This is a genomic window from Candidatus Rokuibacteriota bacterium, from assembly GCA_016188005.1.
Taxonomy (GTDB): Bacteria; Methylomirabilota; Methylomirabilia; order Rokubacteriales; family CSP1-6; genus UBA12499.
On the sequence record JACPIQ010000042.1, the window covers coordinates 1 to 15112 of the forward strand.

General features: G+C 69.4%; 14 protein-coding genes. 11 read left to right on the forward strand and 3 right to left on the reverse strand.

The window, feature by feature from the left end; genetic code table 11:
* From HYV93_08500 to HYV93_08545, 10 genes are all read left to right on the forward strand, one after another.
* Nucleotides 1-1038 (forward strand): hypothetical protein (locus HYV93_08500; protein ID MBI2526005.1); only part of this gene is annotated, 1038 nt, incomplete at its 5' end.
* 4 nt (nt 1039-1042) lie between these two features.
* Nucleotides 1043-1951 carry a hypothetical protein gene (locus tag HYV93_08505; GenBank protein ID MBI2526006.1) on the forward strand — a complete coding sequence of 303 codons (909 nt, stop codon included), beginning with the start codon at nt 1043-1045 and terminating at the stop codon, nt 1949-1951.
* Nucleotides 1952-1958: 7 nt separating this feature from the next.
* On the forward strand, nt 1959-2741 hold the full coding sequence (locus HYV93_08510) for an N-acyl homoserine lactonase family protein (protein MBI2526007.1): 783 nt from the start codon (nt 1959-1961) through the stop codon (nt 2739-2741).
* 49 nt (nt 2742-2790) lie between these two features.
* Nucleotides 2791-3918, forward strand: a complete 1128-nt coding sequence (locus HYV93_08515) for a hypothetical protein (protein ID MBI2526008.1) — start codon at nt 2791-2793, stop codon at nt 3916-3918.
* Nucleotides 3902-4690: an SDR family oxidoreductase gene (locus HYV93_08520; GenBank protein MBI2526009.1), complete on the forward strand. Its 789-nt coding sequence runs from the start codon at nt 3902-3904 to the stop codon at nt 4688-4690. Before HYV93_08515 ends, HYV93_08520 begins: the two co-directional genes overlap by 17 nt.
* Before the next feature lie 83 nt (nt 4691-4773).
* Nucleotides 4774-5853 carry an amidohydrolase gene (locus tag HYV93_08525; GenBank protein MBI2526010.1) on the forward strand — a complete coding sequence of 360 codons (1080 nt, stop codon included), beginning with the start codon at nt 4774-4776 and terminating at the stop codon, nt 5851-5853.
* Between the two features lie 53 nt (nt 5854-5906).
* The gene (locus tag HYV93_08530; protein MBI2526011.1) at nt 5907-6116 is read left to right on the forward strand and encodes a hypothetical protein; all 210 of its coding nucleotides are present in this window, start codon (nt 5907-5909) and stop codon (nt 6114-6116) included.
* A gap of 53 nt (nt 6117-6169) precedes the next feature.
* Nucleotides 6170-7210 (forward strand): extracellular solute-binding protein, encoded by a 1041-nt coding sequence (locus HYV93_08535; GenBank protein ID MBI2526012.1) that lies wholly within the window; start codon nt 6170-6172, stop codon nt 7208-7210.
* 136 nt (nt 7211-7346) lie between these two features.
* A complete protein-coding gene (locus HYV93_08540; protein MBI2526013.1) occupies nt 7347-8948 on the forward strand; it encodes an iron ABC transporter permease in 1602 nt (533 codons plus the stop codon).
* Nucleotides 8949-8951: 3 nt separating this feature from the next.
* Nucleotides 8952-10031: an ABC transporter ATP-binding protein gene (locus HYV93_08545; GenBank protein MBI2526014.1), complete on the forward strand. Its 1080-nt coding sequence runs from the start codon at nt 8952-8954 to the stop codon at nt 10029-10031.
* 31 nt (nt 10032-10062) lie between these two features.
* On the opposite strand, the gene HYV93_08550 is transcribed toward HYV93_08545, so the two are convergent.
* Complete coding sequence (locus HYV93_08550) at nt 10063-10857, reverse strand: N-formylglutamate amidohydrolase (protein MBI2526015.1); 795 nt, start codon at nt 10855-10857, stop codon at nt 10063-10065.
* 317 nt (nt 10858-11174) lie between these two features.
* On the opposite strand from HYV93_08550, the gene HYV93_08555 reads away from it, so the two are divergent.
* The gene (locus HYV93_08555) at nt 11175-12236 is read left to right on the forward strand and encodes a TIGR03617 family F420-dependent LLM class oxidoreductase (GenBank protein MBI2526016.1); all 1062 of its coding nucleotides are present in this window, start codon (nt 11175-11177) and stop codon (nt 12234-12236) included.
* A gap of 25 nt (nt 12237-12261) precedes the next feature.
* On the opposite strand, the gene HYV93_08560 is transcribed toward HYV93_08555, so the two are convergent.
* Nucleotides 12262-13785, reverse strand: a complete 1524-nt coding sequence (locus HYV93_08560; GenBank protein ID MBI2526017.1) for an acyl--CoA ligase — start codon at nt 13783-13785, stop codon at nt 12262-12264.
* Nucleotides 13782-14990 carry a CoA transferase gene (locus HYV93_08565; GenBank protein ID MBI2526018.1) on the reverse strand — a complete coding sequence of 403 codons (1209 nt, stop codon included), beginning with the start codon at nt 14988-14990 and terminating at the stop codon, nt 13782-13784. The genes HYV93_08560 and HYV93_08565 overlap by 4 nt, the downstream gene beginning before the upstream one ends.
* Between the last annotated feature and the right edge of the window lie 122 nt (nt 14991-15112).

Consider the following 15112-nt stretch of genomic DNA (forward strand, 5'->3'; position numbering starts at 1 on the left):
GAGAACGAGCGGAGCGTCGTCAATGCCCAGATCGTGGCGACGCAGGCCGGCGTGCGCACGAGCTTCGCGACGAACTCGGAGGGGCTCGTCTTCGCGTACCAGCCGCTCTTCTGGGCCGCGTACGGGCGCGTGCCGATCGTGGTCCACGTCGCCCACCGGGCCATGGAGCCGCCGACGGTGATCGTCACGGACGACCATGACACCATCATCTTCCGGGACGCGCACTGGCTGCAGTTCTACTGCGAGAACGCGCAGGACGTGTTCGACACCACGCTGCAGGCGTACCGCGTCGCGGAGGACCACGAGGTGCTCTTGCCCGCGTTTGTCACCTACGCCGGCTGGGAGGTGTCCCACGCGAGCTTCCCGCTCACGGTGCCGACCCAGGCCCAGGTGGATGCCTTCCTGCCGCGCTACACGCTGCCGCCGGGCCTCGACGTGCTCGAGACCAATCTGCGCGAGCTCTACGGCCGCCGGCGGACGACCTCGGCCGGGTGGTCGGCCGAATACATGGAGCTTCGCGCCAACGTCGACCGGGCCCTCAACGTGACGGCCAGGGAGAAGATCCGCGCCGCGCACCGGGAGTTCGTCCAGGTGTTCGGGCGCGGGTATGGCGGCCTGGCCGAGGGCTACCAGACCGAGGATGCCGAGGTGGTGCTGGCGGTCATGGGCAACGTGGCCACGGTGGCGCGGGACACGATCGACGCGCTGCGCGCCGACGGCCGGCGGGTCGGGATGCTCAAGCTCCGCACGCTCCGCCCGTTCCCCCTGGAAGAGGTACGCGCGGCGTGCGTCGGCGCCAAGGTGGTGCTGGCGCTGGATCGCAACCCCGTCTACCTCATGTACCACGAGCTCCGGTCGGCGCTGTACGGGCAGCCCGGGGCCCCGCTCGTCCTGGGCCGGGTGATCGCGCTTGGGGGCAGGAACTTCACGAGTCACGACATGCGCGAGCTGGCCCTGGAGGGGCTCGAGGCGGCCCGGACGGGACGTGGCGAGGAGCTGGCCTGGCGCTTCCGTGTCGCCAAGGGCGAGAAGGAGTGAGGGCATGTCCATGAAAATGGTGCTCGAGACCGCTGACCAACGCGCGTACCGCAACATCGACGCCGGGCAGTGCCCCGGGTGCCCGTCGAACCTCGCCGCCAAGCTCGTGATGCAGATCGTGTTCCAGGTCGCTGACCGGGAGGGCACGGAGCCCATCATGTTCGGCCAGGGCTGCGGCATCGGTCGCGACATCCTCCAGCGGAGCGGCATCGGCACCCACGACAGCGCCTGCGTGGGGCTCCGGCTGGCCATGGAGATGCGGGGGATCGACCGGCCCGTGGTCGTCATCGATGGCGACGGGCAGCTCGACATGGGATTCGATGACTTCACGGGCGCCTTCCAGCTGGGCTATCCCTACCTGCACATCATCTGCGACAACCAGGCCTATGCCTCCAGCGGCAGCCACGCGACGGGCATGACCGACCTGCTCGCCCGGGTCAGCACCCGGCCGAGCGGGCGTGTGAGCAAGCCCGACGGCCGCAGCGTGGTGCGCAAGCAGCCCGCGATGATGATCAAATTCAGCGGGGCCCGCTACACCGCCACCGCGTCGACGTCGCACCTGCCCGATTTCATCAAGAAGATCGAGCGCGGGCTGCGCGAGATGCCCGCCTTCATCCAGCTCTTCACTCCGTGCAACGTGAACTGGGGGTACGACGACGACCAGTCGGCCCACATCACGCGACTCGGCGTCACCTCCGGCATCTGGCCGCTCTGGGAATGGGGCGACGACGGCTTTCGCCGCACGATTCCCTTTGCCCGCGACGGCTTCGGAGACAACCTGGGTGAATACCTGCGTGGCCAGCGCCGCTACGGGCACCTCAAGGACGGCGGCACGGGCGAGGTCGAGCAGTACGTCCTCGAGCTCAACGACCTGGTGGACAGGCTCGAGCGAGGCTTCGGCGGCCCGAAGTAGTCTGGCCGTGGGCCCGCCCCGAACGGCCCGTGCGCTCTACCTCATGAGTGGCGGCTGGTGTTCCGTTGAGCGGAGTGTCCTGAACGCAGGCGTCGGCATCGCGGGAGAGCGCGTTCTCACCCCGATTCCCATGGCCGTGGTGGACACCCGTGACGGGTGGCTCCTGTTCGACACGGGGATGAACTGCGAAGGCCTCCATGATCCCGAGGGCACGTGGGGCGAGCGGGCGAAGACGATCCAGCCCAGGCTGGTGCCCGAGGACGACGTCCGTCATCGGCTCGGCGAGGTGGGCGTGAACCCCGAGGAGATCCGTGTGGTCGTGAACTCGCACCTCCACTGGGATCACTGCGGGGGCAACCGCCTGTTCCGCCACTGCCCGATCGTGGCGCAGCGCGCCGAGATGGCCTTCGCGCGCGAACCGTCGGGGTGCGTCGGCGGCGGGTACATGGCGAACCATTTCGACCTGCCGCTCACGTACGACTTGATCGAGGGGAACCAGGAGATCGCGCCCGGCGTGCGCACCATGACGACTCGCGGCCACACGCCCGGGCACCAGTCACTGCTGGTCGACCTCGAGAGCGGCCGCCGCGTGGCCTTGTGTGCCGACGCCGCCTACACGTACGCCACCCTCGAGCACCGCCTGCTGTCGGACAACGTCTGGAACGGCGACGAGACTGCCAGCAGTCTCGAGCGCCTCCGGCGCCTCGATGCCGAGGGCGTGATGCTCGTCCCGGGACACGAGCCCGCGCTGTGGGCGCGGCTGGGTGCACCCCCGGTGCGGCTGACCTGATGAGCCGCGACGTGCCCGACGAAGAGGTCGGGCGGCCAGGAGCTGACACATGAAGGTTACGACCATCGCAGCCGGCATCGTCGAGATTCCCCTCCGCAACACGTTCACCACGGCCCATGGCTCGCTGGCCGTCCAACGGAGCGTGATCGCGCGCGTGGACACCGACGAGGGCCTGGTGGGATGGGGGAACGTCGACCCCGCCCCGGGCTATTCGGAGATGACCGTCGACCAGGTGCTCACCAGCGTGGACGATGCCCTCGCGCCGGCGATCGTCGGCCTCGACCCGCTGAACGTGACTGCGGCGCTCGAGCGGCTCGAGGGCCAGCGGCCCCACGACAAGGAGGCCCACGCGCTCCTGGAGATGGCGCTCCTGGACATCAAGGGGAAGGCGCTCGGGGTGCCGGTCTGGTCGCTGCTGGGCGGGCAGGTGCGGGAGCGCGTGGCGCTGAACGCGTGGATCGGGGCCGTGCCGGCGGCTCAGGCGGCCAGCGAAGCGGCCGGATGGTGCGCCCAGGGGTTCCGGTCGGCGAAGATCAAGGTCGGGGGACGGTTCGAGGACGACGTGGCCCGTGTGGCGGCCGTGCGAGAGGCGGTGGGCGGGCGAATGAGCCTGCGGGTGGATGCCAACGAGGGGCTGGACGTGGACGGGGCCATCCGGCTGGCGCAGGGACTGGCCCCGTATGACCTGGTGCTGTTCGAGCAGCCCGTGCCCCGGCGAGATCTGCCGGGTCTCGCCCGGGTGCGGCGTGCGAGCCCGATCCCCATCATGGCGGACGAGAGCGTGCGGGACGGGCGCAGCGTGATCGAGATCATCCGACACGAGGCGGCAGACCTCATCAAGGTCAAGGTGATGAAGCAGGGGGGCCTCCTGCGCACGCTCCAGCTGGTGGCGGTCGCGGAGGCCGCCGGACTCCGGGTCGTCCTGGGACACGGCTTCGGCCTGTGGGTGAGTACGCTGGCCGAGGTGCACGTCGCCGCCGCGGCCCCGGCCATCATCGAGGGGTGCGAGGCCGTCGGGCCCCTCAAGATGGCGGGCGAGGTCGTCGTGAATCCACCGGAGATCGTCGGCGGGAGCGTGCGGGTCCCCGATCTCCCAGGCCTGGGCGTCGACATGGACGAAGACCGGCTCGCCGGCTACGGGTGGCGGACTCAGGCGGGGCATGGATCTCGGGCTTGAGGGCCAGTGCTGCCTGATCACCGGCGGCAGCCGCGGGATCGGGCGTGCCGCGGCGCTGGCACTCTGTCGCGAGGGAGCGCGCGTCGCGGTGGCAGCCCGGGAGCCGGCAGTCCTGGATGAGACGGCGGCTGCGATCGAGGCTGAGACCGGGCGGCGGCCCGTGACCGTCACGGCCGACTGTACGCGCCCGGCCGACGTGACGGCGATGGTGAGCGCGGTGACCGGGCGGCTGGGCCGGATCGACATCCTGGTCAACTCCGTCGGGGCGGCCAAGGGCGGTGACTTTCTCCGGCTCACGGAGGAGGACTGGGAGGACAGCCTTGCGCTCAAGCTCATGGGCCAGATCCGCTGCTGCCGTGAAGTCCTGGCGGGGATGCGTGCCCAGGGCGGGGGGACGATCGTCAACGTCATCGGGCACCGGGGCAAGCAGCCGGACGGGCACGCCCTGCCGGCGGGCGTGGCCAACGCGGGGCTGATGAACTTCACGCTCGGGCTCGCCCAGGAAGAGGCCCGCCACGGCATCCGCGTCGTCGGCATCAACCCGGCCCCGGTCGAGACGCGTCGGCTGCAGTCGGTGTTCGAGACGGAGGCGCGGCTGCAGGGCGTTTCGACAGAGGAGGTCCGCCGCCGCTGGCTCGCTCACGTCCCGCTCGGGCGGGCGGCAAGTCCCGCGGAGATCGCCGCCGTGATCGCGTTCCTCGCCTCGCCGCGGGCGAGCTTCGTCACCGGGGCGATTCTCCACGTGGACGGTGGGGCGACGCGATGTCTATGAGCGGTTTCCAGGATCTGTAGCGCCGGCCCCGGCGGCATGCGCCGGGGCCGGCGCGGAACGATTTCGACGAAAGGAGCCCGCGAATGGACAAGTACTACGTGATCGACGCAGACGGACACGTGGTCGAGCCGCTCTCGCTCTACCGCGAGTACACCGACCCCAAGTGGCGGGATCTCGTCCCCAAGGGGCGGCCATACAAGATGCTGAATGTCGGCAAGCCGCTGGGGGTGCCGGAGGCGACCGACGAGGTGCCGCGGCCGAGCGAGAACTCCAGGATGCTGCCGGGCGGTGACCGGGATCCCCACGTCCGGGTCAAGGACATGGACACGGACCTGATCGACGTTGCGGTCTGCTTCCCGTCGCTCGCCACCAGCCTGTGCGCCCTGGAAAACATCGAGCTCGAGGCGGCGATGCTCACGGCCTACAACCGCTGGATGGCTGACCACTGTGCCCCGTATCCCAAGCGGCTCAAGGGCGTGATGATGGTGGCGATGCGGGACATGGATCTCGCCGTGAAGGAGATCCGCCGGTGCGCCAAGGAGCCGTGGGTTGTGGGGATCTGCGTCTCGGGCCACATGGACGACAAGAACCTCGACCACCCGTTCTTCTCCCCCCTCTGGACGGAGGCCCAGGAGCAGGACCTGCCCATCTGCGTCCACGCGGGGACCGCGCGGCCCCCGTACCCGCTGGGGACCCTCGAGCTGGGCAACAACTTCTTTCTGCTCCACAGCATGCAGCACCCCATGGAGCAGCAGCGGGCCGTGGGCGCGCTCATCGGAGGCGGCGTGCTGGACCGGTTCTCAAGAGTCCGCTTTGCGTTCCTCGAGTCCGGGTGCGGATGGGTGCCGTGGTTCATGGAGCGGCTGGACGAGCGCTTCGAGAAGCTTCGCCAGCACGTACCGTTGTGCATGAAGTCGCCGCGGGAGCACATGACCGGACCGCAGTGCTTCTTCGCCTGCGACCCTGACGAATCGAGTGTCGAGCACTTTCTCGCAGTGATGGGAGAGGATCGTCTGATCTACGCGTCTGACTATCCGCACTGGGACGCGAAGTTCCCCGGCACGGTCGAGATGATCGCCGCTCGCACGACGCTGTCGGATCGACAGAAGGCGAAGGTCCTGGGCGGGAATGCCATGCGGCTCTTCGCGCGGCTCAGCGCCTAGAAGCCAAGGCACGCCGGTCGGGGATACCCCGACGGTCGGCGTCCGGGGCGCCCATGAGCGAGACACCGCTGAACGAGTTCGGACGAGTCGTGTGCGAGGTGGATCTCGAACCTCAGCAGCTCGAGTACGTGCGGCGCATGATGACGCGGTACGAGCTCCCCGACATCGCCAAGGCGATCAGGGTCCTCGTGAACCACGCGCAGGCGGCTCCTCAGCTGGAGGAGCAGATCTTCAAGAAGGTGCGCTGCCGACACTGCATCTGATCTCGAACAGGTGAGAGAGGGGCCCTTGTGGCCCGAACAAGAGGAGGATGCCCATGGCTAAGCGGCTGGGTGGTCTTCGCTTCTCGGTGATGGTGGGCGTCGTGTTGCTCGGGGTCGCTGCCTCGGGCGTGGCCGTCGGCGCGGACCCCAAGTACGACGCCGCCAAGAAGGAAGGCAAGGTCGTGTGGTACGTGTCGATGTTCGACGTCGACACGGCCGAGCAGGTGCGCAAGGCGTTCGAAGCAAAGTATCCCGGGGTGCACGTGGACGTCGTCCGGGCGACGGCTGGCGTGATCTACCAGCGTGTTCTCCAGGAAAGCCAGGCCGGCGTGTATCCGAACGACGTCTTCAGCAGCACGGAGGAAGGGCACTACGTGGGGCTGAAGGGGAAGGGGCTCCTCGAGCAGTACGTACCGGTCGATGCAAACAAGGTCATCAAGCGGTTCCAGGGACTCGATCCCGAGAATTACTACCAGGTCGCGTCGGTGGGACTGATCCTCATCACGCACAACTCGGAGAAGGTGCCGCCGGGCACGGCGCCGAAGACGTGGAAGGAGTTCCTGGACCCGAAGTGGAAGGGCAAGATCAGCATCGGGCATCCTGCGTTCAGCGGCTACGTGGCGACGTGGGTACTCGCCGTGACGAAGCTCTACGGATGGCAGTACTTCGAGGCCCTGGCCAAGCAGAATCCGCAAATCGGGCGCTCCATCATCGATACCGTCACGATGCTCAACGCGGGAGAGCGGATGGTCGCGGCCGGGCCTGACTTCATCACGCTGAAGAGCAAGAACAAGGGAAACCCCGTGGACCTCGTCTACCCGGAGGACGGCTCCGTGTTGATGACGGCTCCATCGGCCATCATGAAACGGGGGCCGCACCCCAACGCGGCGAAGCTGTTCATGGACTTCGTGATGTCGGTCGAGTACTCGCAGGTGCTGGCCAAGAACGGCGGCGCGCCGCTCCGGCCGGAGGTCACCCCCCCGAAGGGGCTCCGCCCGCTCACGGATGTCAAGCTGCTGAGGCCGACCCTGGAGGAGATCAAGACAGGCATCCCGGCGATCATCGAGAAGTTCCGGTCGACGTTCGGGGTCTAGCGGGCCGGCCGTGGCGACGCTGGCGATCGGCGCACGGGCTCACCTGGCCGGACAGCGGTTGCGTGTCCTGACCGGCGGCAGGACGCTCGTCTGGGGCGGCGTCGCGTTGGTGCTGGTGGTGCTTGTCGTGTACCCCATGATCTGGCTGGTGCTCAAGTCGCTCTCGCGGCCCGGCGGCGAGGGCCTGACGCTCGGGAACTACGTCGTCGCGTTCGGCACGTGGCGCTACCTCGAGGCCATCTGGAACTCGCTGCAGGTGGCCTTCGCGGTGGCGGTGCTCGGCCTCCTGATGGGCGTGCCGAGCGCCTGGGCGGTGGCGCGCACCGACATGCCGCTGAAGCGGCTCGTGCAGACGTGCGTGCTGGGCTCCTTCATCACCCCGGCCTTCCTGGGAGCGATCGCCTGGATCCTCCTGGCCGGACCGAATGCGGGCTGGCTCAACCAGGTCTTCACGACCCTGACGGGCGCGGCCGCGGGGCCGTTCAACGTCTATTCCCTGACGGGGCTGATCGTCGTCATCGCGCTGTACACGTATCCCTACGCATTCCTCTTCACCACCACGGCGCTGGAGCTGATGTCCTCCGAGATGGAAGACGCCGCCGCGATCCTGGGCGCAAGCGTCTTCCGGACCATGGCGGCGGTGACGGTGCCGCTGGCCCTGCCGGCCCTCGCGGCCGCGTTCATCATGGCGTTCCTGGAATCGGTCGCCATCTTCGGCTCGCCGCTCCTCATCGCGGTGCCGGCGCGGATCCAGGTGATCACGACGCAGCTCTTCCAGTTCTTCCAGTTCCCCTCGAAGGTCGAGCTGGCGGCTGCCTACGCCTTGCCCCTGTTGCTCATGACGGCGGGGCTGCTCTGGGTCCAGCGGCGGCTCCTGGTGCGGAAGCACTTCGCCACCTTCGGCGGAAAGGGCGGCGCCCGGCGCATCGTGCGCCTCGGCCGCTGGCGCTACGTGTTCCTCGGGTACTGCCTCCTGGTCGCCACGCTGTCGCTGTTCCTCCCGTACCTCGTGCTGCTGAGCGCGTCCCTGTCGAAGGCCTGGGCGCGCGGATGGACGTGGGCGAATTTCACGCTGGAGCACTTCCGCTGGGTCCTGTTGACGCACGACACGACGCGGGGCGCGATCGTCAACAGCCTGATATTCAGCGCCGCGGCGGCCACCGCAGCGGTGGCGCTCGCGTTCCTGGTCGCGTACATGTCGAACCGGCGGCTCGGCCGCGGTGCCCACCTCCTCGGATATGTCGCGATGGCCCCGTACGTGATCCCCGGAATCGTGCTCGCGATCGGCTTCCTCGCTGCGTACGCGCGACCGCCGCTATTTCTCTACGGCACGGCCTGGATCATGATTCTCGCGTTCACCACGCGCTTCCTGCCGATCGCGTACGCCAACAGCGACGCGGCGTTGAAGAGCGTGCACTCGGAGCTGGAGGACGCCGCGCGCATCGCCGGCGCGGGCCCGTTCCTCACCTTGCGGGAGGTCACCGTGCCGCTCATCAAACGCGGCATCCTGGGGGGGTGGCTGCTGGTGCTGATCGCAGCCCTGCGGGAGCTGTCGTCCGCCATCTTCCTCTTCTCCGCCAACACGAAGGTGATGTCCATCGTGCTCATCGACTTGAGTGAGGAGGGCGACTTCGAGCGCCTGGCGACGCTCGGGGTCGTCATGCTGGTTGTGACGACCGGGCTCGTGCTGATCGGATACCGGATCGTGGGTCGCCAGTTCCTGGCGACACGGGAGTAAGACATGGCGCGCGTCGTGCTGGAAGGGCTGACGAAGCGATTCGGAGAGGTGGGGGCGGTGCGGGATGTGGACCTGACGATCGAGGACGGACAGTTCGTGTCCCTGCTCGGGCCATCAGGGTGCGGAAAGACCACCACGCTCCGGTTGCTCGCCGGGTTCCAGGAGCCGGACGCGGGCCGCATCGTGGTCGACGGCAAGGTGCTGTCCGAGCCCGGCAGGGTCGTGCCGCCGGAGCGCCGCAGCATGGCCATGATCTTTCAGAGCTATGCGATCTGGCCCCACAAGACGGTCTTCGAGAACGTGGCGTTCGGGCTGCGGCTGCGCAAGGTTCCGCGGCGCGAGATCGAGGACCGCGTGAGTCGTATCCTGGGTGTTGTCCGGCTCCAGGGATTGTCGGGCCGGTACCCCAACGAGCTCTCCGGCGGCCAGCAGCAGCGTGTCGCCCTTGCCCGTTCGCTGGTGGTCGAGCCGCAGATCTTGCTCCTGGACGAGCCGCTGTCCAATCTCGACGCGAACCTGCGGGAGGAGATGCGGTTCGAGATCCGACGGCTGCACGACGAGTTCCGGATCACCACCGTCTACGTGACTCACGACCAGGCCGAGGCGATGGTCACCTCGGACCGGATCGCCGTGATGCACGAAGGTCGCATGGAGCAGATCGGGCCTCCGGAGGACATCTACGAGCGGCCGCAGACGCAGTTCGTTGCCGGCTTCATCGGCCGGACGAACTGCCTCCAGGGACGGCTGACCCTTCCCGATCGAGTCGAGTGCAGTGGCGTGGTGCTGTCCGTGCGGTGCGAGGGGCGGCGGCTCGAGCCCGGAGCCCCCGTCGTGGTCTCCGTCCGACCACAGGCGATCGCCATCGGGGAGAAAGGGGGCGGAGAGGCGTGCGCCGGGCTCAACGTCTTCGAGGGGCGAATCGTGCGCCAGGTCTATCTGGGGGAGGCCCGGGACTATCTCGTGGGCCTCGCTGGCACCGACCTCACGCTCCGGGTTGCGACGGGCCCGCGACAGGCTTTCCAGCCCGGCGAGATGGTCCGGCTGACGATCGCGCCGGAGGCCTGCCGGGTCATCCCCGTGTGACCGCTTCGCCTGCGTTCGTGGGTCCGCGGCGCTACGAATCGTGCACGGTGGCGAGAGCCGAGGGCAGGGCGGCGAGCACCTCCCCGAGGCACTGGCGCACACGGGCGATGTTCTCTTCCGCCTTCTCGGGGATTCTCCCTCGTGACACCTGGGCGATGAACTCGTCGCGGCTGGTCGTCATCAGCAACGACGCGTTGATCTCCAACTGCATGGCGTGGACGCGACGGGTCCGGGGGTGACCGTACGTGGCGACGAGGTTGCCCCCGGTATAGCCGCTGACGTTCTCGTGCACCTCGAAGCCGTGGCGGGTGAACACCGCCGCCACGGTCGCCGCGAGCTGGGGAGCGCACGTGGCGTCGTGGCGCGTCCCGATGATCACCTGATGGTCCTTCATCCGGCGCGGGCTCCCGGTATGGCCATCGAGGAGCATCGCATACCCGTAGGCCCGCCGCAGCTGGGCGAGCCAGTGCTCCACAGCCGAGTAGTAGGGATCGTAGAGCGTCCGCAAGCGCTCTTCGAGGTCGCTGAGCCCGAGGGGGCGGGTGAAGATGGCCGCATCGCGCATGGTGTGGGTGCGCACCACCCCACGGCGGGAGCGCACCTCGCCGTCGTGGTGCTCGAAGTCGTCGCGGCGGCGATTGACGTCGACGAACATGCGGGAAAACGGCGTCACGAGGACCGTGGCCCCGTGCTCATGCAGGTCGCTGTAGAGATCGCCCACGAAGGTATCGGCAAACCCGTAGGCGAGGGTCTCGAACCAGGGCTCGCGGTAATCGGCGCGGGTGATGTGCGGCAACGGCTGCGTGCCGTAGTGGGGCACGCTCACCAGGACCGGGCTGCGCTTCCCCGGTGCGGGGTGTCTGACGATCGGGAAGGCTTGCTCCATCGCTCGGTGGTGGCGCCATTGTACCGCCTGCGGAGGCGCGCGGCGAGCCCGCCCGAGCGCCCCGGGCCGTGCAGGCGAGCGCGTCATCGTCTGGCGACGGCGTCACCGCTCGAATTCAGCCGCTGCGTGCGCGGCCCGGCAGGGTCGGCCTGTCGTATACTCGAGCCGGCTGCGAGCCGCTCGAGCGGCTCGCCGGCCCGGCGTCTTCGCCCCGGAGAGCATGCGCGGGAGATCGCGGGAGCGCGGAGGAGGTCAGGATGAAGGTCGAGACGCAGCTTCCGCTGGGCAAGGTGGACCCGGGCCTGCGCAGCGCCCCGAAGCTGGACCTGGCGGCGGTGCCGGACGGGGCGCGCGAGATCGAGCAGCTCGGCTTCGACGGCATGGTCACGGGCGAGATCAAGACTGACCCCTTCATCCCGCTGGCGCTGGCGGCGGGCACGACGGAGCGGATCAGCCTGACCACGGCGGTTGCCATCGCCTTCCCCCGGAGCCCGACGGTCACCGCGATGATGGCGTGGGACCTCCAGACCCTGTCCAGGGGCCGGTTCATCCTCGGGCTGGGGACGCAGGTGAAGGGCCACATCCAGCGCCGCTACGGCCTGTCCTGGGCCCCGCCCGTGCCCCGGCTCCGCGAGTACATCCAGGCGCTCCGGGCGGTCTGGGAGTGCTGGCAGCACGGCAAGCCGCTCGACGTCCGTGGGGAGCACTACAACCTCTCCGTCATGGTCCCGCTCTTCAACCCGGGCCCCATCGCGCACCCGCATATCCCGGTCCATATCGCCGCCATCAACAAGCACATGTGCCAGCTGGCCGGGGAGGCGTGCGACGGGATCCGGCCGCACCCGATCACGACGCGGAGGTTCATCACGGAGGTCATGCTGCCCAACGTGAAGATCGGGGCCGCGAGGACGGGCCGCCGGCTCGAGGGGTTCGAGGTTGCCCTGAGCCCGCTCGTGGCCGTGGGGGAGGACGACGCGGAGCTGGCCGCGCGGCTGCAGGACGTCCGCGCGCGCATCGCCTTCTACGCTTCCACGCGGACGTACCGGCCCGTGTTCGAGACGCATGGCTGGGGCGGGCTGGTGGACCGGCTGCACGGGCTGTCGACACAGCAGCGCTGGGAGGAGATGCCCGGGCACATCTCCGACGAGGTGGTCGAGACCATCGCCGTCGTGGGGACGTACCGGGACCTGGGACGGAAGATCCTGGAGCGCTACGGCGACTTCGCGACGCGGATCGAGTTCAGTCTCCCGGTGCGCAAGCCCGGAGACGCCGAGCGGCTGCGGGGGGTGATCCGGGAGCTTCAGGGCAGCGGCGCCTGATCGCCGCCGCCACGCCCCCGGCCGCTCAGCCGGTCTTCCGGTACTGCTCCTGCAGGACGCGCTTGAGGGTCTTGCCCGCCACGTTCCGCGGGAAATCGTCCACGATCATCACGTCGCTCACCCGCTGGAACTTCGCGCCCACGCGGGCGTTGATCCAGTCAGCGAGGGCGCCCGCCGACACCGCGCCCGCGGAGCGGAGCACCACCGCGGCCACCGGCGTCTCTCCCCACCTGGAATCAGGCACGCCGAACACCGCCGTCTCCCGCACCGCCGGGTGCTGGACCGCCACCTCCTCGATGTCGCGTGGGTAGACGTTCACGCCGCCCGAGATGATCATGTCCTTCTTGCGGTCCACGAGGTAGAGGTAGCCGTCCTCGTCCACATAGCCGAGATCGCCGGAGTGCAGCCAGCCGCCGACGATGGCCTGGGCGGTGAGATCGGGGCGCTTGTAGTAGCCGGCCATCATCATCGGACCACGGCCGCAGATCTCGCCCACCTGACCGGCGGGCACTTCCCGGCCGGCGTCGTCCAGGATGCGCATCTCGTAGAAGGCCAGCGGGACGCCCACGGAGGCCATCTTGCGTACGGCGTCGGTCCTGTCGAGGACGGTGACGAAGCCCTCGGTGAGGCCGTACAGCTCGTAGAAGCGGCCGGGCAGCGCCTCGTTCAGCCGCTGCTTGTGCTCCACGTGCAGCGGCGCGCCCACGGTGAGCAGCATCTCGAGGGACTCCAGGCGCTGCGGGGCGAAGCCGGGGCTGTGGAGCACCGCGACGATCTGCGAGGGCACCATGACGATGTGCGTGACGCGGCTCCGCTCGATCTCGGCGATGACCGCGTCGGCGTCGAAGGCCCGGTGCAGGACGTAGGTGGCGCCCAGCATGAGCCACGGCATCATGTCGATGAAGGCGCCGTTGAAGACGAGCGAGCCCGCGTGCAGCACCACGCTCTCCGGCGTCATGCGGCACGCCGCGCCGAGGAGCGTGCAGTAGCCCGCCCGCACGTCGTGGGTGTGGACGATACCCTTGGGCTCGCCCGTGGTGCCGCTCGAGTAGATGATGTTGTACGGGTCGCTGCCAGTGATCCCGGCCTCCGGCGGCTCGCTCTCGAGGGCGCCCGCCACCAGCGCCGCGTACGAGCGGAATCCCGGGTGCGCACCGTCCACCAGGACGTAGCGATCGTCGCGGATGGCTGGGAGCCCCGCGCGCAGCCGTTCGAGCGTGCCGGCGAAGGCCGCGGTGGTGACGACCATGACCGCGTCGGAGTTCCGGAGCAGCGAGGCGAGCCCGCTCTCCTGGAGCATGGGGCTCAGCGGGACGACGACGGTGCCCGTCTTGGTCGCCGCCAGGTAGATCTCGAGCTGCTCGATGCAGTTGGGCAGCACCGTGGCGAGCTTGTCCCCCTTCCGCAGCCCCGCGGCGACGAGGCCGTTGGCCAGGCGGTTCACGCGGGCGTTGAGCTCGCGGAAGGTCAGGCGGTCGTCGCCGCACACCAGCGCGAGGTGGTCGGGGCGGCAACGGGCGTGCTTCGGCAGCAGGGTCCCGAGGTTCATGGCCCGAGCCCGGGGCGGCACCTGATCACGCACTGCGCTTCCAGGTCGCGGATCGTGTCGGGCGAGTAGCCGAGCTCCCGCAGGACCTCCTCGGTGTGCTCGCCCAGAAGGGGCGCCGGGCGGACGGCGGCGGGGGCGGCACCGTGGAGGCGCACCGGCTGGCTCACCATGACCGTCCGTCCCGCGGCGGGATGCGTCGTGACGGCCAGCATGTCGTTGGCCTGGGCCTGGGGATAGTCGAGCGCCTCGTCGGGCTCGAGGATCGGGGCGGAGGGGACGTCGGCCTCGGCCAGCGCGGCGAGCCACGCCTCGCGATCTCGCGTCCCGAAGGCGCCGTCCAGCACGCGGGCGAGCTCGGCGCTCTCGCGCGCGCGCCCCAGTGGGGTGGCGTAGCGGCCATCGTCGGCCAGATCGGGGCGGCCGATGGCCCCGCACAGGCGGCGCCACTGCTCGTCCTGGACCACTACGAGGATGAGAAACCGGCCATCCCGGCACCGGTACGGGGCATACATCGCCTGCGCCGAGTAATCGCTCCCCGCCTCGGCGGGCTCATCGCGCTCGACCCGCACGAGATCGGGCAGCTGCATCGCGAGCGCCGCGTGCAGCAGCGATGTCGTCACGAGCTGCCCCTGGCCCGTCCGCTCGCGCGCCAGGAGCGCCAGCGCGATCCCGTAGGCCAGCTCCATCGGCGCCGAGCAATCCGCCACCCAGACGCCCGAGCCCAGCGGGGTCCCGTCGGGCCGGCGGCGGCGGGCGAGGATGCCCGACAGCCCCTGGAAGAGCATGTCATAGCCGGGGCGCAGGGCGAATGGTCCCTCGGCGCCGTAGGCCGTGATCCAGGCGTAGACGAGCCGCCCGTTGAGGTCCCGCAGCGTCGGGTAGTCGTACCCGAGCCGCTCGGCGACGCCCGGCCTGAAGTTGTGGATGAGGACATCCACCCGGGGGACGAGGGCCCGGACGACCTCGCGCCCGCGGGGATGCCGGATGTCGAGCGCGATGCCGCGCTTGTTGCGGTTCAGCGCCAGGAAGGCCCGGCTCTCGCCGCCCGCGACGGGCGGCCGCGTGAGCGTCCGTCGGCCCTCATCCCCGGCGAGCGGCTCGACCTTGATCACGTCGGCGCCGTGATCGGCCAGGTACATGGCTGCGCCCGGCGCCGCCCACATCTGGGACAGATCGAGAACCCGGATTCCCGCCAGCGTCTGCATGTCCGGAGGGCTGTCTCCCCAGGGAACGCTCGTGTCGAGCGACGCCGAGTCTAGCACATCGTAGTAGAATCCGCTCCAGCCCCCCGGCCCAGGACGACAAGCGCCGGCGCGCCGGCACGGTC

Coding starts and splice junctions, on each gene's coding strand:
- HYV93_08505 (MBI2526006.1), top strand. CDS start 1,043: ATGTCCATGAAAATGGTGCTCGAGACCGCTGACCAACGCGCGTACCGC.
- HYV93_08515 (MBI2526008.1), top strand. CDS start 2,791: ATGAAGGTTACGACCATCGCAGCCGGCATCGTCGAGATTCCCCTCCGC.
- HYV93_08520 (MBI2526009.1), top strand. CDS start 3,902: ATGGATCTCGGGCTTGAGGGCCAGTGCTGCCTGATCACCGGCGGCAGC.
- HYV93_08525 (MBI2526010.1), top strand. CDS start 4,774: ATGGACAAGTACTACGTGATCGACGCAGACGGACACGTGGTCGAGCCG.
- HYV93_08530 (MBI2526011.1), top strand. CDS start 5,907: ATGAGCGAGACACCGCTGAACGAGTTCGGACGAGTCGTGTGCGAGGTG.
- HYV93_08535 (MBI2526012.1), top strand. CDS start 6,170: ATGGCTAAGCGGCTGGGTGGTCTTCGCTTCTCGGTGATGGTGGGCGTC.
- HYV93_08540 (MBI2526013.1), top strand. CDS start 7,347: ATGATCTGGCTGGTGCTCAAGTCGCTCTCGCGGCCCGGCGGCGAGGGC.
- HYV93_08545 (MBI2526014.1), top strand. CDS start 8,952: ATGGCGCGCGTCGTGCTGGAAGGGCTGACGAAGCGATTCGGAGAGGTG.
- HYV93_08555 (MBI2526016.1), top strand. CDS start 11,175: ATGAAGGTCGAGACGCAGCTTCCGCTGGGCAAGGTGGACCCGGGCCTG.
- HYV93_08560 (MBI2526017.1), bottom strand. CDS start 13,785: ATGAACCTCGGGACCCTGCTGCCGAAGCACGCCCGTTGCCGCCCCGAC.
- HYV93_08565 (MBI2526018.1), bottom strand. CDS start 14,990: ATGCAGACGCTGGCGGGAATCCGGGTTCTCGATCTGTCCCAGATGTGG.